At 68.6% G+C, this 18416-nt stretch carries 14 protein-coding genes; 7 read left to right on the forward strand and 7 right to left on the reverse strand.

The features are described 5' to 3' along the window. The first annotated feature begins 252 nt into the window (after nucleotides 1-252). Entirely contained in the window at nucleotides 253-546 is a 294-nt protein-coding gene (locus BO221_RS37040) for a hypothetical protein (protein ID WP_073565599.1), read from the forward strand. A 173-nt stretch (nucleotides 547-719) separates the two neighbouring features. Here the strand turns inward: BO221_RS37040 and BO221_RS37045 are convergent, their stop codons facing one another. Further along, nucleotides 720-1028 (reverse strand): hypothetical protein, encoded by a 309-nt coding sequence (locus tag BO221_RS37045; protein WP_073565600.1) that lies wholly within the window; start codon nucleotides 1026-1028, stop codon nucleotides 720-722. Nucleotides 1029-1302: 274 nt separating this feature from the next. Here BO221_RS37045 and BO221_RS37050 point away from each other — a divergent pair, with 274 nt between their 5' ends. After that, on the forward strand, nucleotides 1303-2076 hold the full coding sequence (locus tag BO221_RS37050) for a delta-60 repeat domain-containing protein (protein WP_073565601.1): 774 nt from the start codon (nucleotides 1303-1305) through the stop codon (nucleotides 2074-2076). On the opposite strand, the gene BO221_RS37055 is transcribed toward BO221_RS37050, so the two are convergent. Further along, the gene (locus BO221_RS37055; protein WP_073565602.1) at nucleotides 2003-2965 is read right to left on the reverse strand and encodes a bifunctional helix-turn-helix transcriptional regulator/GNAT family N-acetyltransferase; all 963 of its coding nucleotides are present in this window, start codon (nucleotides 2963-2965) and stop codon (nucleotides 2003-2005) included. The genes BO221_RS37050 and BO221_RS37055 overlap by 74 nt on opposite strands. A gap of 142 nt (nucleotides 2966-3107) precedes the next feature. Here BO221_RS37055 and BO221_RS37060 point away from each other — a divergent pair, with 142 nt between their 5' ends. The 4 genes from BO221_RS37060 (at nucleotide 3108) to BO221_RS37075 (ending at nucleotide 8950) form a co-directional block, all read left to right on the forward strand. Then, nucleotides 3108-5789, forward strand: coding sequence for an Ig-like domain-containing protein (locus BO221_RS37060; RefSeq protein WP_158079979.1), 2682 nt, complete (start codon nucleotides 3108-3110; stop codon nucleotides 5787-5789). 237 nt (nucleotides 5790-6026) lie between these two features. Then, nucleotides 6027-6554: a hypothetical protein gene (locus tag BO221_RS37065; RefSeq protein ID WP_073565603.1), complete on the forward strand. Its 528-nt coding sequence runs from the start codon at nucleotides 6027-6029 to the stop codon at nucleotides 6552-6554. 30 nt (nucleotides 6555-6584) lie between these two features. Further along, nucleotides 6585-7598: a hypothetical protein gene (locus tag BO221_RS37070; RefSeq protein WP_198956264.1), complete on the forward strand. Its 1014-nt coding sequence runs from the start codon at nucleotides 6585-6587 to the stop codon at nucleotides 7596-7598. A 14-nt stretch (nucleotides 7599-7612) separates the two neighbouring features. Further along, nucleotides 7613-8950 carry a Dyp-type peroxidase gene (locus BO221_RS37075; RefSeq protein WP_073565604.1) on the forward strand — a complete coding sequence of 446 codons (1338 nt, stop codon included), beginning with the start codon at nucleotides 7613-7615 and terminating at the stop codon, nucleotides 8948-8950. A gap of 139 nt (nucleotides 8951-9089) precedes the next feature. On the opposite strand, the gene BO221_RS37080 is transcribed toward BO221_RS37075, so the two are convergent. The 3 genes from BO221_RS37080 to BO221_RS37090 all read right to left on the reverse strand — a co-directional run bounded on the left by BO221_RS37080 (nucleotide 9090) and on the right by BO221_RS37090 (nucleotide 15989). Further along, a complete protein-coding gene (locus tag BO221_RS37080; RefSeq protein WP_073565605.1) occupies nucleotides 9090-13400 on the reverse strand; it encodes a LysM peptidoglycan-binding domain-containing protein in 4311 nt (1436 codons plus the stop codon). An 81-nt stretch (nucleotides 13401-13481) separates the two neighbouring features. After that, nucleotides 13482-15062 carry a serine hydrolase gene (locus BO221_RS37085; protein WP_073565606.1) on the reverse strand — a complete coding sequence of 527 codons (1581 nt, stop codon included), beginning with the start codon at nucleotides 15060-15062 and terminating at the stop codon, nucleotides 13482-13484. Between the two features lie 114 nt (nucleotides 15063-15176). Next, nucleotides 15177-15989, reverse strand: coding sequence for a helix-turn-helix domain-containing protein (locus BO221_RS37090; RefSeq protein ID WP_233166423.1), 813 nt, complete (start codon nucleotides 15987-15989; stop codon nucleotides 15177-15179). 119 nt (nucleotides 15990-16108) lie between these two features. Here BO221_RS37090 and BO221_RS37095 point away from each other — a divergent pair, with 119 nt between their 5' ends. Continuing rightward, complete coding sequence (locus BO221_RS37095; RefSeq protein ID WP_073565607.1) at nucleotides 16109-16483, forward strand: hypothetical protein; 375 nt, start codon at nucleotides 16109-16111, stop codon at nucleotides 16481-16483. Here the strand turns inward: BO221_RS37095 and BO221_RS37100 are convergent. Then, nucleotides 16452-17735: a HAMP domain-containing sensor histidine kinase gene (locus BO221_RS37100; protein ID WP_073565608.1), complete on the reverse strand. Its 1284-nt coding sequence runs from the start codon at nucleotides 17733-17735 to the stop codon at nucleotides 16452-16454. The genes BO221_RS37095 and BO221_RS37100 overlap by 32 nt on opposite strands. Beyond that, a complete protein-coding gene (locus BO221_RS37105; RefSeq protein WP_073565609.1) occupies nucleotides 17728-18402 on the reverse strand; it encodes a response regulator transcription factor in 675 nt (224 codons plus the stop codon). The genes BO221_RS37100 and BO221_RS37105 overlap by 8 nt, the downstream gene beginning before the upstream one ends. Nucleotides 18403-18416: the final 14 nt, after the last annotated feature.

Below are 18416 nucleotides of genomic sequence, written 5' to 3' on the forward strand. Positions count from 1 at the left end.
CCTGGGCAGGCGTGTACCCCGAGGGAGGAGCACATCGAGCGTGGGCTGACACGTCGGCCGCATGACGTGTCGTGACAACCGCCGGTACTGACACGTCAGCTCGATGCCGCCGAGGGCTCGAAAACGGTCTTTCGGGGCAGTGGCAACGGCCATTGCCCTGGCATCCAGCCTGCAATGCCATTGATGCAGCGGAACGGGGACTTCGATTTCGGGACCCGTGACCAGGCGTCAACATCACCAGGGAGACAGGCGATGCAGCAGGCATTTGGGCACATCAGGGCGAGCAACAGCACGGTGAAGAGCGGTTCGGGCAACTTCTCGGTGACCAAGGACGGTACCGGCTCTTTTCAGCTTTATTTCCAGAACAGCGGTGGCACCGAGCCGACCGTACTCCTCAGTCCGATGAGTGCATACACCACCGCCAACGTCGTCCTTCAAAATTGGTGGACGGATGGAACGAACGCGAGGCTCCACATCCTGACCGGATTTACCGATCAGCGCAGTGCCATGGATTGCGACTTCAGCTTCCAAGTCATCTGGCCGTGACCACACGCTAGCGGGCGAGTTGCTCAGGAGGACGTTCGACTTCGACGTGTTCGCCTGCGTGAGGTGTGGAGGATGGTGGCGGATCTGGTGGGCCGAGCGCTTCGCCTTCATCCGCTGGTATGACGAGGCGAGCGCGCGGGAACCGTTTCAACTCGGCTCCCGCGCGGATTCACTCAGTTCGTGGGAGCGGGCGCCTCGGCGCACACCGACTCGTAGAGGACGTCCTTGTAGCGCGACATGCTGCCGGAGAGCCACATGGTGCTGTCACCGCAGTCGCACCAACCCGAACCCGTATACTGGGTGAGCGCGGCGTCCTTGTAATAGTCATAGAAGAAGGCGCTGCCGTTACACGCCGGGAGTGCATCCTCGCGGGTGCCGAGCGCGCCGATCTCCGTCGATTCGTCCTGTGGAACGCTGCCGCACCCGGCCGACAGCAGTCCCACTGCGAGCAGCACTCCACCCATGACGGTCTTCACCTGCATGGTACGTCTCCTTTGGGATGAGTCACTTCATTCCAGACAGCCAAAGGGAGAGATTACAGCGCTGCTCGGGACGAAGCTACAGCCAGGAGCGGTCCAACGAGCAGTCCCTCCGCGATCTGGGGTTTCCCGAGACTCCAGTTCTGGGACTGGAGGCCCTCCGCTAGAGTCGGGGGGACATGAGACGTCTCCTGTGGTTCTGGCCGCTTGTCCTCGCCATCCCCGTGGCCATACGCTCTACTACTTCGCGCTCACCTGGCCGGTGTGATTGATGCGCATGTCCCAGGCACGCAGGATGGTCATCAGCGCGCTCGTGCCCCGAAGAGCCCCCTTCCTGGACGTCACGGTGTACGTGGCGTCCTCCGACGTGTGGTTCAGGCCCGGGGAGGCCCTCTACGGCAAGCTGATGGGGTTCGCGTTCACCTCGCCCTGCGAGGTTCCCCTGGCGGAAGCCGCCGAGAATGGGCTCAGCACGGAAGTCCTGGGTGTCACGTACCAGCCTGACGGCAAGCTCCTCATCCAAGGCTTCATCTCCAAGGAAGGAACGTTGAAGAACGGCGTGAAGCTCTCCCGGCTCCTGCCGGATGGGAGCGTCGATCCCTCCTTCAAGGGACAGGACCGCTGCTCGAGCCTCACGCCCTCGACTCCAGGCCGCGTCTGGCTTCAGCCGGATGGCAGAATCCTCCTGGGCTCGAAGTCGATCTTCAGCTCTCCGAATCACGAGGACAAGCTGGCCCTGATCATCACCTTTGAAGCCAACCACCTGAGCGCTCTCGCGGACGGAGGCTTCATCGTCGCCCGGGTGGGTCTCTTGAACGCGTTCGAGGAACAGGCTCGCGTGGTGCTGGCACGCCTGGACTCGAACGGACGGATCGACAGGGCGGCCGCCGAGCGTTTCCGTTCGGCGTTCGCCGCGGAAGAGATCTCGAGCATTTTCTGCCAGACGGCAGCCTGGACACCGGCTTTCATCCGCCGCTTCAGGGCTGACCCCTCGGCCGGTACGACATCGCCACGTCGCATCGCTCGTAGCGCGCTCCGAACAGCCGCATGATCTCGGCGTCGTGCACGAAGCCCAGCTTCTCGTAGAGATGGATGGCCGCCGCGCACTTCTTGTTGGTCAGCAGATAGACCTTGCCGAAACCCAGGCTGGCGGCCCGCTCCAGCGTCTTGGCGAGCAGGAACTCGCCGGCCTTCAGGCCCCGGGCGCTCTTCAGGACGCCCATCTTGGTCAGCTCGACCCAGCCGTCCTTGGACACCATCAGGGCGCAGGTCCCGACCACGCCCAGCTCCGGCGTCTCGGCGAACAGCACCACCCCGCCCTTGTCGAGGATCAGCTCGCGCGGCTTCGACAGGAGGGCGATGTCGTTCTCCTCGAGGGCGAACATGTCCTCGATCCATTCGGCGTTGATCCGATAGAAGGCGCCGGCCAGGCCGTCGGAGAAGTCGCGCGCCCACATCCTGGGCGGACCGGCGGCCTTGATCCGGCTCAGCAGAGAGGCCTCGGCCAGCCGCGCCTCCACCTGGGCCAGGCCCTGCATGAAGTCGCCCGACAGCCCCTCGACCAGCGAGGCGGCGGCGGGCTCGATACGCGGCAACAGCTGCGTCTGGATGCGGACCATCAGGGCCTCGCCCTTCTCCGTCAGCGCCAGGCGCTTCGTGCGCTGGTCGTCCGGCGAGCGCCGTGCTTCGACGAAGTCTTCCAGTGTCCCCAGGGCGCGGGTCACCGTGGGTTGGGCCAGTTGCAGGCGCTCGGCCAGTTCTCCCACCGTGATCGGGCCGTGCAGGTGGATCGTCATCAGCAGCGATATCTGGGCCGGCTGGACCGGCAGGTCCAGTGAGCGGGCCACCTCGGCGGCGTCGGCCTGCATCCGCTCGGCCAGGCGCTTGAGCCGGCTGCCCAGAAAGCCCACGCCAAACCCCGCCAGAAGATCGACTTCCATGCCGTACCTCCGTTTCATAGCGCGCTATATAGATAGCTATGAATCGGGATGGAGCGCAAGGGGGGTGAACGTCAGCGATCCAATTCGCCTGGATTTCTTCAATACCTCAGGAAACGGCTTTTCAGCCCCAGAGGGGGGAGTCATGCGGATCCTGGTATCGCTGCTCGCGGCAGCACTCGTGCTCACGGCCTGTGAGCCCTCGGTCTTGGACCGGAGCTTCGCCACGACGACGCTGGAGGCGGCCGCGCTGGAGCCGGCCAGCGGCCCCCGGAGCGACACCCCGCATATAGAGGAGGAGGTCACGGCCCTCGAGGCCGCCGTCACCGGGCCGCCGAACGTCACCCTCTCCCTGCCCTATAGCCCCACGCCGCTCACCGGGACGATCACGGTCCGGGTGTTCGCCAACAACCTCTCGGGGGTGCGCGATTACGACGTCCTCCTGGACGGCACAACCCAGATAGCGCGCGGCTGGCTCAGCTATCCCTACGACTCCGACGAGACCTCCTGGAACACGAGGTCCGTGGCGAATGGCGCCCACACGCTGATCGCGCGGCTCAAGGACAGCTCCGGCAACGTCATCGCCACCACGCCGGTGATGAACGTGACGATCGACCAGGACCTCATCCCGCCCACGGTCTCCATCCTCTCTCCGGCGGACGGCACGACGGTCCACGAGACCGTGCGCGTCGAGGGCACCGCGTCGGATGACCGGGGCATCTACATGGTGCGGGTCTTCGTGGATGGAGTCCTGTTCAACGCCGACACCAGTGCGCCGTATGCCTTCGACTCGCTGTACGTCAAATACCTCTCCAATGGTCCGCACACGCTGACGTTGGAGGCGTGGGACTTCTCGCAGAACGTGACCACGTCGGCGCCCATCACCCTCATCATGGACAACGACAACACCGCGCCGAGCGTGGTCCTCACCGCGCCCTCCAGCGGGACGGTCGTGCCGGGAGGACTCGTCACCCTCACGGCGGACGCCTCGGATGAACGGGGGCTCGCCAAGGTCGTCTTCCTGCTGAACGGCTCGCATATTGGGGAAGACACGACGGCTCCCTACTCCGTGCAGTGGAACTTCGACTACGCGATCAGCGCGGACTACACCCTGACCGCCAAGGCCTATGACCTGGCGGGCAACACGGCCACGAGCGCCCCGGTGCCCATCACCCTGTTCAAGCCCGGCACCGCCGTGTTCGACCCCGTGCTCGGCGCCCCCGTGTGCGACACGGTGAATAACTTGTGCGACACCGCGAAGCTGGTCGAGGACCGGAACACCTCGGAGCCGCACGCGCCCAACACGCTCGACGGCTGTGCCGACGGGCCGGGGCTCGACCAGGTCTATTCCGAGCGGATCCAGCGCATCATCGTGAAGCGCGTCGGTGGGGAGCTCCTGGCCGAGAACCGGCGGGCCCGGGTCGACGTCCTCGTCTCCGGAGACCCGGTCGGTGAGGATGTGCTCGACCTGTTCTCCGCGAGCGATGCCACGAACCCCTCGTGGACCTGGCTGACCTCGGTCACGGGGACCATCTATGGGACTCACTGGCTCTCGGCGGAGGTGGTGCTGCCCTCGGGCAACCTGCAGGCGATCCGCGCCCAGTTCCAGGCGGTGCGCACCAGCCCGGTGTCATCGTGCAGCACGGGCTCGCGCGACGACCATGACGACCTCGTCTTCGCGGTGGGCCCGCCGACGGATGCCTTCCCGCCGGCGGTGAAGATCACCAGTCCCTACAGCACTACCATCTACGACCGGCCGGTCCGTGGCGTGGTGCCGGTGGCCGTGGCGGCCGAGGACGATATGGCGGTGACGCGGGTCGAGGTCTACGTGGACGGGACGCTGCTCGGTACCGACACCAGCGCGCCCTACGAGGTGAGCTGGAACAGCGGCGCCGTGGCGGATGGCACCTACTCGCTCACGGCGAAGGCCCATGATCCCGCGGGCCGCGTCACCACCTCCACGGCGGTCGTGATCAAGACCGACAACACCGGGCCGAGCACGGTGCTCGTCTCCCCGGTGCCGGGGGCGCTCGTGCGGGGCAGTGTCGTGCTCGACGCCACGGCGAGCGACCCCACCGGCGTCATGGACATCGAGTACTTCTCCGGAGAGACGGAGCTCAGCGCGTTCCCCATCTCGCCCCGGACGTCCCACGCGGCGACCTGGAACACCAGCTGGCCGAGGCAGGATGGGGTCCATCGGCTCACGGCGAGGGCCGTGGACTACCTGGGCAACGTCGGCATCTCCACCGAGGTGGTGGTGACGGTCGACAACACCCCTCCGTCCACGGAGTTCACCGCTCCGCAGGCGTACACCTGGCTTCGGGGAATCGTCCCGGTCAGTGTCAACGCCAGCGATCTCCATGGCGTGACGAAGGTCGAGTTCTTCGCGGGCGAGACGCTGATCGGCACGGACACCACGGCGCCCTACGAGGTGAACTGGGACTCGAGCACCGGACCCGATGGCAACGTCTCGCTCGAGGTGCTGGCCTACGACCTGGCGGGGAATGACACGCGGAACGTCGTGACGGGCGGCCGCCCCGTCTACGTGGACAACACCGGACCCACGGTGGCCCTCACGTCTCCCGCCAACGGGGCCTCGCTGTTCCTGCTCACCACGCTGCAGGCGAGCGCGAGTGACGCCCAGGGTGTCACCCAGGTGGTGTTCTACGACGGCACCAAGGTCATCGGCACGGACACCACGTCGCCCTACAGCGTGAGCTGGAACCTGCTGTCGGTGACCAAGGGCTTTCACACGCTGACGGCCAAGGCCTACGACGCGGTGGGCAACGTCACGGCGTCGGCGCCCATCACCGTGAAGGTCAACTGACTCTCCCTTTCCTTCCTCCCCTGCTGGGGGAGGGGACGGTGGTGCGGCTGCGCGGAGACAAATGACGTCCGCCCATCCCTCCAGGGTGAGGCGAGGGGCCCTCCGCCGTTGACCTGGAGCCCCGGGGATGAACGCAGACGCGCTCCCCGCACGGATGAGCGCAGGATGCCAAGCGCCCGCCTCCATGCTGCCACGTCACTCCTTGACCCACACCGGCCACACCCCCACGTTCCCGGTATGAAACCAGCGGCGGTCGCGATTCCGAGACATGATGACGCGTGGGAAGTCGGAAAATACGGCCCCGTCTGGCCAAGGACTCCGGCGTGCTACGGATTCACCATCATCGCGAACATCAAACCAGGCACGGCGGAAAACATCCGTGCCTATGGGAAGAAGCTCGCGAAGTCGCTGGAGGGTGACCCCGAGCTGCTCGCACCCCTCAAGCTCCACTACCTGCGCTGGGTGCTCTTCGACAACGACACGCGGTTCATGTACCAGGGCATCTTCGACACCGACTTCGACAAGTACACCGAGGACGCGATCGAGCTCTTCAAGAAGGCTGGCGTCGACACGGTCTTCGAGAGCCTCGAAGGCTTCCCCATGGACTGGAAGACGAACCCCGAGGCGTTCATCAAGTTCGTCCGGGCGCACCAGTGCCCGAGCTTCCTGGAGTACGGAGAGTATCCGTATGTCACCGCCGATGAGATCAAGAAGGCCTTGAAGGTCAAGGCCGCCCTCTCCGACATGCTCGAACAGATGCAATGAGGCGGAGGGAACCGCAGGGAGGACACGGTGATGAGCGAACCCGCGCGGACCTACAACCAGGAGCACGTGCCGCGGAAGTACGTCCAGGGCCGGCGCCGCGTCAGCGTCTACATCTCCTGGAGCTACCCGGGCGAAGCCAACCGGGATGTGACCGGGATGGACAACCGCTACTCGACCATGACCGAGGTCCGCCGGGTGCTCTGGCCCGATTATGAGTCACCGAGGTTCGCGGACCCCTTGATGTTCCAGCAGGGGATCGCGGGCTCGCTGGAGTTGTTCTTCTGGGCCTGGGTGCGGTTCCAGCAGGTCATCCGGGAGACCACTGGGCACGAGGTCCCCGTGTTCCAGCGCGTCGATCAGGCCGGCTTCAGGCTGCCGCTCGACGAGCGGGTTCTCGCCGACGCCGACACGCTGCTGGTCTTCGGGCTGGACCACATGGTCACCGAGCAGGAGGCCTCCCCGGAGGAGATAGAGGCCGTCAGGAACTTCCTCGAGCGCGAGGGTACCTGCCTCATCATCGGCCCCCACCACGACGTCGGGGCCTCGCCGGAGATGCAGGAGCGCGCCATGGAGTATGCCCACCATGGCGACGCGCTGGTGCCCCGCCAGCAGCGGTTCGGACGGTACACCCGCTCGCTGATGCAGGGGCTCGGAATCCCCGTCGAGAATCGGCACGGTCTCCGCCCCGCGGTGATGAAGGAAAGCCGTCGGATCGCTCCACTGACGGTGATGAGAGAACTGGATACGCGCGGCTGGCTCGCGGGAGTCACGAACTTCAACTTCCACCAGCACCTGCCGCACTACGCCTTGACGGACGAGGCGACGAAGGCCGTCCATGTCCTGGCCAGGCAGCCCATCGACACGTCCAGGCCCCATCCGTTCACGCTGGCTGGGAACCAGGAGTTCAATGCGCTCGTCTGGATGCCGCCGGGCGGCGACCGGGGCGGGGATGTGCTGGTGGCCGACTCCACGGTCTTCAGCACCCTGTTTGGCCACGACGAGAGCCTGGAGCGCTTCTGGAGGAACATCGCCACGGCGCACTGAATCGAGGAGGGTCCATGAGCGAGGTCGCATATACACCTCTCGAGTTGGATGACATCCAGAGCGGGACCCTCCGCCCCCGGCCCACTCCGTATGCGGCGGCCTACATCCTGCTCCGGATCGACGACCGCGGGGCGGGGCGCGAGCTGATGCGCCGGCTGAGCACCGCGGTGGCCTCGGCGAGCAACCCGCGCAGCCCGGCAAGCGATACGTGGCTGAGCGTCGCGCTCACGTTCCACGGATTGAAGGCGCTGGGTGTCCCCCAGGCTTCGCTCGACAGCTTCGCGTGGGAGTTCAGGCAGGGGATGGCCGCACGCGCCAGGGCGCTGGGAGACACGGGCGAGAGCAGCCCCGAGAACTGGGAGAAGCCACTTGGGACGCCGGACGTCCACGTCGTGCTCGTGGCCGTCGCGCCGGACACACCCCATCTGGAAACGGCGATCGCTCGCGCGCGCCAGGTGCTCGAGGCGCTGGACGGGGTCGAGGCGATCTGGCGCCAGGACTGCCATGCGCTGCCCACCCAGCGGGAGCCCTTCGGGTTCCGGGATGGCATCAGCCACCCGGCCATCGAGGGGAGCGGCATTCCCGGGACCAATTCCCGGGAGGAGCCCTTGAAGGCCGGGGAGTTCGTCCTTGGCTACCGCGACGAGATGGGGGGCTTCCCCCCGCTGCCCCAGCCCGAGGTCCTGGGGCGCAACGGGACGTACGTCGCCTTCCGCAAGTTGCATCAGCGCGTGGCGGCTTTCCGTCAGTACCTGAAGGCCCACTCCTCCAGCCCCGAGGATGAGGAGCTCCTCGCGGCCAAGCTGATGGGGCGCTGGCGCAGCGGTGCCCCCCTGGCGCTCTGCCCGTTTCATGACGCTCCCGAGCTGGGTGCCGACCCTCGCCGCAACAATGACTTCCTCTACCGGGGGGAGGACCCGACGGGATATGTGACTCCTCCCGGCTCGCACATCCGGCGGGCGAATCCGCGAGACGCTTCCGTGGCCGGCGTCGTCCGTTTGCACCGGATGATCCGCCGCGGAACCGCTTACGGCCCCCTGCTTCCGGAAGGCGTCACCGAGGACGACGGCGCCGACCGGGGGTTGATGTTCGCCTTCCTCGGGACGCACCTGGGCCGGCAGTTCGAGTTCGTCCAGTCGGAGTGGGTCGACAGTGGTGACTTCCTCGGCCTGGGGAGCGTGAAGGATCCCATTGCCGGAGCCAACGACGGGGCTGGCACCTTCTCCATCCCACGCCGGCCGATTCCGAGACGCCTCCAGGGATTGCCGCGGTTCGTTGTCACCCGGGGCGGTGAGTACGGCTTCATGCCCGGCCTGCGCGCCCTGCGCTGGCTCGCGGACCTTCGGACCTGAAGGGGCCGACGACGAGTCACGGGTGTGGCCACCGAGCACCAGCACCTTGCATGGCTCCGCTCGTGCCCGGCCGCCGGGATGCCCGCATGAAGAAAGGGCCGGCCTCCTGATCTTGGAGGACCGGCCCGAGGCACCTGGGCTATGCGGCACGGGCGCGGCGCACGGCGAGGCCGAGGAGCACGAGCAGGGCGAGGGCCATGAACCCTCCCAGCGCCTGGACCAGTGGAGGCAGCGAGCGCGGCGTGTAACCCACCGCCAGGTCCGGTGCGACGCCCGCCGGCAGGTAGTGCACCCAGTACGTCGCCGGCTCTCCGTGGGTCGGGAGGTTGAAGCGCACCGGAAGCAGGCCTCCTCCCACGCCGGCGACTTCCGCGCCGCGACCCTGTGGGCCCCGGGCCACCGACAGCTCCGCACGCGACGCCGTGGCCCACTGCATCGAGTCCGTCGCCTTCTCCGTCCCTGGCGCTTGCTCCACCTCCATGCCCGGCGGGACGTACAGCGACCAGCTCACCTTGCTGGCCCGGAGGTCAATGGCTGGCAGCAACTGAGGGAGCACCGCGCGCGCCGCGACCTCCGGGGCCTGCGTGAGGTACACCACCTCGACGTCGAATTGCTGCATCCCCTGGTCACTCGACGCCGAGCGCGGCAGCGGCAACAGCAGGGTGCCCTTCCCGTCCCGCACGGGCCGGGCCGGCGCCCCTCCAATCAACACGCTCTGCACCTCGGAGGCGGGCGGCAGACTCACCCCCAGGAAGGCCCGGCGCGCGTTGCGCACCTTGAACACGCCCTGGCTGATGGCCCGCCCGTCCCCCGCGATGACCGTCGTGTACTCGGCCCGGTCCACCGTCGCCGTCTCCAGCTCCACCTCCGGATGCTGCACCAGCGACAGCTTCACCCCGTACGGCTGGCGCAGGTAGCGGATGGCATGGAGGATGGGCTTGTCGGTTTGAGAGAACAGCTCGGGCGCGCTGCGCACGTCCACCTGCGTGGCCGCACCCGTCACCTCGGCCACTCGCACCTCCCTGCTTCCGGCGGCCTCGATCCCCAGCGTGCCCGTCTCCGAGCGCACGCCAGGAACGGAGAAGACCGGGAGTGCCCCGCCCTCCTGGCTCCAGCGCCAGTCGCACGCGAAGGACAGCTCCATCTCATCGCGGACGCTCGAGTCCGTGGTGACCACCAGCAGCCGCTTGCCCCCCTCGGACACCACCTGATGGTCCGCCATCCCCGGCGCCTGGACATCCAGCAGCTCCACCGTGGGCGGGAGCTCGACGCTGAAGCGGTTGGTGCTCCCGCGCTGCAGGTGGTAGCGGACCAGCACGTAGATGCGCGCGCGCCGCTCATCCACCGAGACGAGCTGAAGGGTCCGCGCCGTCATCCGCACCTCCTCGGCGGGGGGCGCGCCTCCCTCCGGCTTGCGCGGCTGGCTGGACCACAAGAGCTCCACGTTGGCGTCCGCGGGCACCCGCGAGGTGACGGTCGCGCCCTGGACCTTCACCTCGGTGCCACCGGCGACGTCGGGGGCGAGCTCCGCCGCGGGCAGCCGCACCCCGAGTGTGCCCGGCACTCCCGGCACCAGACTCAGTGGCACCCGGCCTGGCTCGAGCACCGGCGCGACGAAGGTGAGCCGGACCTGATGCCGCCCCAACCCCCGCAGCGTGAGCATGTAGTGGCCCTCACCCACCGAGGCGCCGGCGGGTCTGCCATCCACCGTCAGCGAGACGAGTGATTGGGTGATGGGAACGAGCGGCACGCTCACCCAGCCCTCCGTGAGCAGCTCCACTTCCAGCTCCCCCTCGACCTCCAGGCTGTCGGTACCGAGCGTCCCGCGGTAGGCCGCCGACACCAGGACATGGTGCCGCGGCGGTGTGGGCACGGACTCCTTCTCGAGCAGTCCCTTGAGCTTGCCGAACGGCAGGGTCACCTCCGCGCCCGGCAGCTCCTGCGCGCGCGCGGACAGGGGTGCGAGCAGCAGCAGCGCCGAGGCCGCGCTCGCCGCCAGCACCGCGTGTGTGCGTGCCAGGAACAGCATTCCCCCGGCCCCACATAGGATGGCCAGCGTCCCCGTGCGGGGGCCCAGGCCGTCGACGACCACCAGGAACAAGGCCAGGCCGTTGAGCCCCAGCACCGTCCCTCCCACCCACCGGCGCAAGCCCTTCGCGGATCGGACGCGGGACAGGAGGGCCTGCAAGAGATGGCACCAACCCCCCAGGGTCAGCCCCAGGAGCACCCGCACGTGGGTCCCCAGCACGAAGTGACCCACCAGCAACCCCACCCCGAGGTACGCGACCAGCGCCAGCCCCAACGTCCACACCCGCCGGGGCTCGCCCCCCCGCGCGGCTCTTCCCAGCAGCAGGGCCAGCACGAAGCCCACCAGCAGCATCAGCGTGCGCACCGGCTGCTCGAGCGCGCGGTCCAGGTACACCGCCTGGAGCTGGGGCCGCTCGCCCTCGAGCAGGTAGCGCTTGAACACGAAGGGCCTGCCCACCAACGGCAAGCTGTCTCGAGGGCGGCCGGCCAACGCCTCGTCATCCTCCTGCAGCTCGTACTTCGAGAAGCGCTTGCGCAGCGAGTAGGGCTCGTACTCGCCCGCGAGCGCCACCCCACTCACCAGACTGGGGGTGAGCACCGCCATCGTCCCCTGGCTCAAGTACCTCAGCCGGCGCAGCAGGCCGTAGCGGATGTGGGAGGCCTGCGAGAGGTTTCCCTCGAAGGACAGCGGCTCCAGCCGCGAGGGCAGGTACACCGTCCACACCGCCCGCATCACGCCCAGGTCCGCCACCGCCAGCTCCAGGTTCAGGCTCCCCATCCGGCCCAGGCGGGGCGCTTCGCGCGAGTAGACGAGCTCCACCGGGAACGCCGTCTCCAGGTCACTGCCCGGCCCGGAGAGCCGCGGAATGCGCAGCAGCTGCCCCCGCTGCGTGTTCATGCCATCGCCCAGTTGCTCCACGTTGGCCTGCTGGATGACCCGCCACTTGGACGCATCGTGGTAGTAGTGCATCGCCACGTCCGAGAGAGACCAGCCCTCCTCGACCTCGTGGGTCGCCAGCGTGTCGCCCTCTCCCACCTCGCGGCTCTTCACCAGCGGCAGCAGCAGTTGCTCCCCCTCGGTCGCGGGCGTCACCGGCGTTCCCGACACAAACGCCGCCCACAGGGTGGCGTTCGCCGGAAGCGCCACCGCGAGGTAGGGCCGCAGGTTGTTCTTCACCAGGAAGGTGGCCTTCACCACCTCGCGCCCCTCGTCCGTCACCACGGTGGTGTAGTACGCGGCATCAATCGTCGCCTGCGCCAGGGCCACGCTGGCATTGCGCTCGAGCCGGACCCGGGCCGCGAAGTCACTGCCACCGGCGCGGTAGGCGAGCGTGAATGGCACCTTCACTCCCCGCAGCAGCCGCGCCGGCAGGTGTTTGGCGTCCATCAGCTCGCCCCCCGCGACCTGCTGGTGCGTCAGCGACAAGGGCGACTCCGCATAGGCCGCGAGGTAGCCCTGCTGTTCCTCGACCTCCTCGGCGTAGAGCGACGGCAGGCCGGCATCCTCGCCCGGGCCCGGCAGCTCGAAGCTGAGGTCCACCGTCACCTTCCCCGTCTGGGGCCGCCGCAGGGTGAGCACCAGCCGCTGCGCCCCGGCCGCCGGCTCCACGCTCCAGCCCGCCAGCTCCTTGCCCTCGACTGAAAGCAGCTCCAGGCCTGGCGGCAGCCGCACCCCGAGCCGGTCCCTGCGGGTGCCCGAGATGTCGAACGCGAAGTGGGCCCGGCCACTGGTGGTGCCCTCCTGGAAGCTCACGAAGGTGAGGAACTCGGCGGAGGCGCGGGCCGAGACCTGTGACTGCCTGGCCCCGGACCAGTCGAGCTGCACCCGAGCGGCGGGCAGGGAGTGGGCCTCCAGGAGCACCTTGCCCTCCTCCACCCGGGTGAGCGACTGACGGGCCGCGGGCTCGAGGTACGCGGTGGTGCCGGGCAATCGCAGCCGCCAGTGAAGGGGAACCTGCGTCTCGAAAGACAGCGCCGCGCTGTCCGGGCTGCTCAGGGCCAGCATCACCTCCAGCGACAGCCGGTGCTCTCCCGGCCCCTTCACCAGGAGCGCGCTGTGTCCCGCCTCCTGGATGAGGGCCACCGCCCGCCCGTCGAGGCGTGCCGCCCGCACGGACCCGGAGGCCAGCAGCGGCACCACCACCCACTGGTTCGAGTACACCGAGAGCGGCAGCTCGAGCGTGGCGGACAACACCCTCTCGCGCACCTCGCCCTCCACCTTCCCCGGGCCCAGCGCGTACTCGAAGGAGGCAGAGGCCTCGGGGGGGTAGGCACGCTCGAGGAGCTGGCGCACCTCCGTCCAGGGCAGGTGCACGGGGGTGCTGTCCTCCAGCCCCTGCAGGAATCGCGGGGGTTGTTGGGCGGGTGACGCGCTCGAGGTGCAGAGCACGAGTGCGAGGGCGAGGACCGGGAGGTTCTTCATGGGTGCTACGTCTTACCCGCGCTCCCCCGATTCACCAATCCGCCGGGCCCCCTCGTCCGCATGTCCGCGGTGCCACCAGGACTATTCCTTCGTGGAGGCCGCGCCGAGTTTCTCCAGCATCTTCGCGGCGTTGGCGTTCTTCGGGTCGAGCTCGAGCGACTTCCTGTAGCGGCTGATGGCCTCGTCCTTCCGGCCAGCCTCGGCATAGGCCTCGCCAAGGCTGTCGTGGGTGTTGGCGTCGTTGGGATGGAGTTCGGTGTTGGCCTCGAAGATCTTCACGGCGTCAGCGACCTTCTTCTCGCGCAGGAGCGAGTATCCGAGCTCGTTGAGAATGCCGGAGGAGGACTTTGCCTCCGGGCCCGCGTTCTTCTCGTGGTCCTTGAACCAGGAGAGGGCGGCGTCGGTGCCCTGGAAGCGCAGGACCAGGTCCACCGTCGTGGCCGGGCCGTCGGGCCTGGCGGTGAAGCCCTTCCAGCCGTACTCGGTGGCCACGCTGGCGATGAGCCGCTCGAAGAGGCGCGAGCCGTCATCCGAGTTGGTCATGATGGCGACGCCGCTGCCCGAGTCGGCGAAGGCCATGAGGAAGGCGCGGTAGCCCTCGTTCGCGCCGCCGTGGCCGAACCAGTCCTCGCCGGGGTGGCGCATGAATCCGATGCCGAAGGCCTCGGACTGGCGGGTGAGCATCTGCTTCGCCATGGCCGGGGAGATGATGCGCCGGGACTTGCCGTTCCAGGCATTGGAGACCTCGAGGGCGACGCGAGCCAGGTCGGACGGCGTGGTCCACAGGCCGGCGGGGGCCATCTCCGGGTAGGTGTGCCAGCGGCCCTCGAGACTCGTGCCGCCGGGGCGCGTGCCGATGGCGGCCTGGGACTCCAGGGCCTTGGGGAGGGGCTGCTCGAAGGTGCTGTGCTTCAGTCCGAGCGGCGCGAGGACGGTCTCCTGCATGATTCGCGGGAAGGGCTTCTGGAGCCGGTCGACGAGCATCTGCTGGACGATGACGGTGCCGCCGCCGCTGTAGCGCGTCACGGTGCCGGGCACGGTGTCGACGCGCACGGGGCCGGAGTTCGCGGGTGTCTCGCCGTCGAGAATCCGCTGGGGGGTGGGAACGGGCTCACCCGCCGCGTAGCCGCGGAAGCCGTGGACCGTCGTGCCGGCGTTGTGGGCGAGCAGCCGGCGGAGGGTGACCTTCTGCTCCTTCGTGAAGTCGTTGTCCGGCACCTTCCACGAGGTGAGGAGCTCGTTGACGTTCGCGTCGAGCGGCCAGTTCCGCTTCTCGGCGTGGTGCATGGCCGCGAGGGCAGCGACGGGTTTGCTGATGGAGGCGGCCTGGAAGAGGGTGTCGACGGTGACGGGCTCGGAGCCGCCGGCCTGCTTGACGCCGTAGGCCTTGGCCCAGACGAGGGCGCCTTGGTCGAAGACGGCGATGCTGACGCCGGGAATCTTGTACAGCTCCATCCACTGCTGGAGCGACAGGCCGCGGGGGGCCTCGCCGGGGAGGGTGATGGGCGAAAGGCCCGCTTCCACTCGGGCGATGCGTGCGGCCTCGGTGGGGCGCGCGAGCCACTGGGTGGCGGGCCTGCGCGTGTCCGCGGCCGTGAGAAGGCCGATGGCAGTGAGGCCCGCGAGGGCGATGGAGGCGAATCGGAACGGAGTCTGTTTCATGGGTGGCTTCCGGGGAGGGCTCGTGATGAGCCCCCGTGGCGAAATACCTACGAAAGGCTTCGGAGTTGATTGCATGCACCGTCCCGCCGCCTGGCGCTTCCTGTCTCCCAGGGCTCAGCGCGGATGGAACTGCTCGATGGTGATTTCCTCGGCCAGCGCATGAAGCGGGGCGCCGAAGGTGGTGATGGTGGTGAACCAGCGAGTGGTGACGCCACCAACGGTGAAGGTCAACGGCACCAGTACGGCCCCCGCGCCGCCAGGCAGGGCTGGCAATTGACGCGCTTCGGGGAAGGCGAGCACGCGCTCCAGCACGCGCGCGACCTCGGAGCGGGGGCCTCGCAGCCGGGCGTTCTCCCGCAGCCGGTGAAGCAGGAAGCCAGCCACCTCATGCCAGTTCCCGATGGCCGAGCGGACCCGGCCGGGCGAGAAGACCAGGTCCATCAGGTTGATACGCCCGAGTGCTTCGCGCCGCTCTCCCATCATCTCGAGCGCACCGGTATTCGCGTCGAGCACCGTCGATGCCGCGTCGAGCACGAGGGCGGGGTATGGCTCGTGCGCTTCGAGCATCATCGCCGCCGCCTGACGGAGCTCCTTCAGCTCCTCGCTGTCCCAGGTGCCTTCACCGAACTGGGGTGCGTGGCCGGCCGCCACGAGCAGGACGTTGCGCTCCCTCAGTCCGAGCAGCAGCGCATCCGCCAGCCGAAGCACCATCTCCTGGCTGGGCGTCGTCCTGCCCGACTCGATGAACGCCAGGTGGCGGGGAGAGACCTCGGCCTCGAGCGCCAAATGGAGCTGGCTCTTGCCACGCAGCGCGCGCCAGTCCTTCAACAGCGCGCCCAGCTCGCTGCCACCAGTGCCCGCCGCGGTCTTCCGTCGCGCCGTGCGGCGCGTGGCTTCCAGCGGTCTCCTGTCATCGACGTCACGCACCACGGACCCCTCCTGGCTGGTACCCGATGACGGACGGCGACGCACTTCCCTCTGAGGTCATTGCGGGGCGCCCCGGGAACGTTGAGTCTCTGAGGCTCACCCTCACCGGATGAGCCCTCATGTCGGACCGCTTTGTCTATCGTTTTGATTCCCTTGTCGCCATCACCATGGGCGTCGTGCTGCTCATCTGGGCCGCCCCCCTCACCACACTCGCCGGCTGGCCACTCCCCCAGGCCTTCCTGGCCGGTGTGGGGCTGTTCCTGGTTCCCTGGGCCGGGTTCAATGCATGGGTGGCCGCCCAGCCGTCCGTCCCCCTGCGCGCCGCGCGGGTGCACCTCGCGGTCGATGGCTCGTGGGTGCTCGGCAGCGGCGCGCTCCTCGTGGCATACGGCCCCCGGATGTCTGGCATTGGCATTGCGATCGTCGCTGCTCAGGCCGTGTCCGTGCTCGGAGTCTTCTCGCTCAAGCTCCTGGGCGTCGTCCGCCCCCGCTGAGCCCGCCCCCGCTCTCTCGAGGCGCTCCTCGGTGTCTTTCCGGCCAGCGCAACTCCGCCCGGGTGCCGTGCGGAGAGAGGGGCGTGAGCAGTACGTGCCAGCCGAAGTGCTGCGCCAGCCGCTCCACCAGCGACAGCCCGACGCCGAAGCCGCTGCGCTCGGGCGCGACCGCGCCAAGGCCCTCGCCGCTGTCGCTGACGCTCCAGCATCCCGCCTCCACCCGCACGCGCACCTGCCCGGCACGCGTGTAGCTGAAGGCGTTCTTCACCAGGTTGCCGAGCAGCACGCGCGCCACCGAAGCCGGCACCGGCGCGTACACCGCGCCTTCCGCCTCCACCACCACCACCACCTCCGGGCCGCGCAGCCCGTCGTACAGCGCCACCACTTCGCGCGAGACGGAGGTGAGCTCACAGGCCTCGCCCGTGCGCCGCTCGCGTGCCAGCCACAGAATGCCCTCGGTGAGCAGGCCCATCTGGTGCACGGCATCGCGCAGCCGTGCGAAGGTCTCACCGTCCCGCGGCGGGTGACGCTCGAGAATCTCCACTGCCCCCTGCGCCACGGCGAGCGGCGTACGCAATTCGTGGCTCGCGTCGCGGTTGAATTGCCGCTCACGCTCGAGCAAGGCCTGGATGCGCGCGTCTCGCGCACGCAGCGCCTCGAGCAGCGCGTGCACCTCGGCCACTCCCCCGTCCTCTCTGGGGAGCGCCGCGCCATCGGACCGCAGCGAGTGGGTGAGTCCTTCCAACGGCCCGCTGAGGCGGCGGGCGGCCCGGCTGGCAATCACCGCCGCCGCCAGCAGCGCGAGCGCCGCGCTCGAGGCGATCATGCCTCCTCTGCGCAGCAGACGCGACGTCGTGCGGGTGAAGTCATTGGCGCGGAAGGCCACGTACAGCGTGTCGCCCGAGGCAAGCCGGGGGCGCACCGCCACGTGGAAGTGCCCAGCCTTGCCCGCCGCCACCTCGTACTCCCCATGCCCGAGGAGGGGAGACAGCTCCCGTGCGAGCGCGGCCGGCAGGGCCGCGTGTCCCCGATGCACGCTCATGCCCACCGCGGGTTGCACGGGAGTCTGGCCGGACGCGAGCGCCTGCCCCTGCCGGTCGGCCTCGGCCGCCACCATGCGGTTGAAGAGGACGTCCTCCAGGTCGTAGCTGAAGAGCATGAAGAAGCCGCCCATCACCGCGAGCGCCAGCGCGGACGAGAGCAACTGGGCGCGCCGGAGCACCGCACGCAGCGGGCGAAGCTCCTCACGCAAGGCGGACCTCCAATGCGTACCCCTCGTGGCGCCGGGTGACCACGAACTGCTCGAGGCCCAACTCCCCGAGTGCCTTGCGCAGGCCGTACACGTGGGTGCGCAGTGCGCTGCCCTCCCGGGGTTCCTCTCCCCACAGCCGGTCGGCGAGCGTCGCCGCCGGCACGCTCTCCGGGGCCGCCTCCATCAATAGTTGGAGCACTCTCGCCTCGGTGCGGCTGAGCCGGACCCTCCGCTCGCCCCGGCTTGCCCACCCACTCTCGGGCTCCAGCAGCAGCGAGCCCAGGGACAACGTGCGTCCACTGGGCGGCACGGGCCGGCGTGCCAACGCCTCCAGGCGCCAGCGCAGCTCGCGCAGGGAGAAGGGCTTGACGAGGTAGTCGTCGGCGCCAGCGGCGAAGCCCTCCTCCTTGTCCTCGAGCGTGTCGCGCGCGGTGAGCATCAGCACCGGCACCAGCCGCGGCGCTGTTTGCCGCAAGTGCCGGCACACCCGCAGGCCGTCCATGCCCGGCAGCATGAGGTCGAGCACGATCACGTCGTAGGGGTGGGCGAGCGCGAGGGCCAGTCCCTCGGGGCCCGTGGAGGCGAAGTCGAGGGTGACATCCGGCTCGAGGAACCGGGCGATGTTCGCCTGCAGGTCCCGGTTGTCCTCCACCACCAATACGCGCATCGCGAGAAGGCCCT

It is taken from the genome of Archangium sp. Cb G35 (genome assembly GCF_001896145.1).
GTDB lineage: Bacteria > Myxococcota > Myxococcia > Myxococcales > Myxococcaceae > Archangium > Archangium violaceum.

Coding starts and splice junctions, on each gene's coding strand:
- BO221_RS37065 (WP_073565603.1), top strand. CDS start 6,027: ATGAAACCAGCGGCGGTCGCGATTCCGAGACATGATGACGCGTGGGAA.
- BO221_RS37070 (WP_198956264.1), top strand. CDS start 6,585: ATGAGCGAACCCGCGCGGACCTACAACCAGGAGCACGTGCCGCGGAAG.
- BO221_RS37095 (WP_073565607.1), top strand. CDS start 16,109: ATGTCGGACCGCTTTGTCTATCGTTTTGATTCCCTTGTCGCCATCACC.
- BO221_RS37040 (WP_073565599.1), top strand. CDS start 253: ATGCAGCAGGCATTTGGGCACATCAGGGCGAGCAACAGCACGGTGAAG.
- BO221_RS37045 (WP_073565600.1), bottom strand. CDS start 1,028: ATGCAGGTGAAGACCGTCATGGGTGGAGTGCTGCTCGCAGTGGGACTG.
- BO221_RS37060 (WP_158079979.1), top strand. CDS start 3,108: ATGCGGATCCTGGTATCGCTGCTCGCGGCAGCACTCGTGCTCACGGCC.
- BO221_RS37085 (WP_073565606.1), bottom strand. CDS start 15,062: ATGAAACAGACTCCGTTCCGATTCGCCTCCATCGCCCTCGCGGGCCTC.
- BO221_RS37080 (WP_073565605.1), bottom strand. CDS start 13,400: ATGAAGAACCTCCCGGTCCTCGCCCTCGCACTCGTGCTCTGCACCTCG.
- BO221_RS37075 (WP_073565604.1), top strand. CDS start 7,613: ATGAGCGAGGTCGCATATACACCTCTCGAGTTGGATGACATCCAGAGC.
- BO221_RS37105 (WP_073565609.1), bottom strand. CDS start 18,402: ATGCGCGTATTGGTGGTGGAGGACAACCGGGACCTGCAGGCGAACATC.
- BO221_RS37050 (WP_073565601.1), top strand. CDS start 1,303: ATGTCCCAGGCACGCAGGATGGTCATCAGCGCGCTCGTGCCCCGAAGA.
- BO221_RS37055 (WP_073565602.1), bottom strand. CDS start 2,965: ATGGAAGTCGATCTTCTGGCGGGGTTTGGCGTGGGCTTTCTGGGCAGC.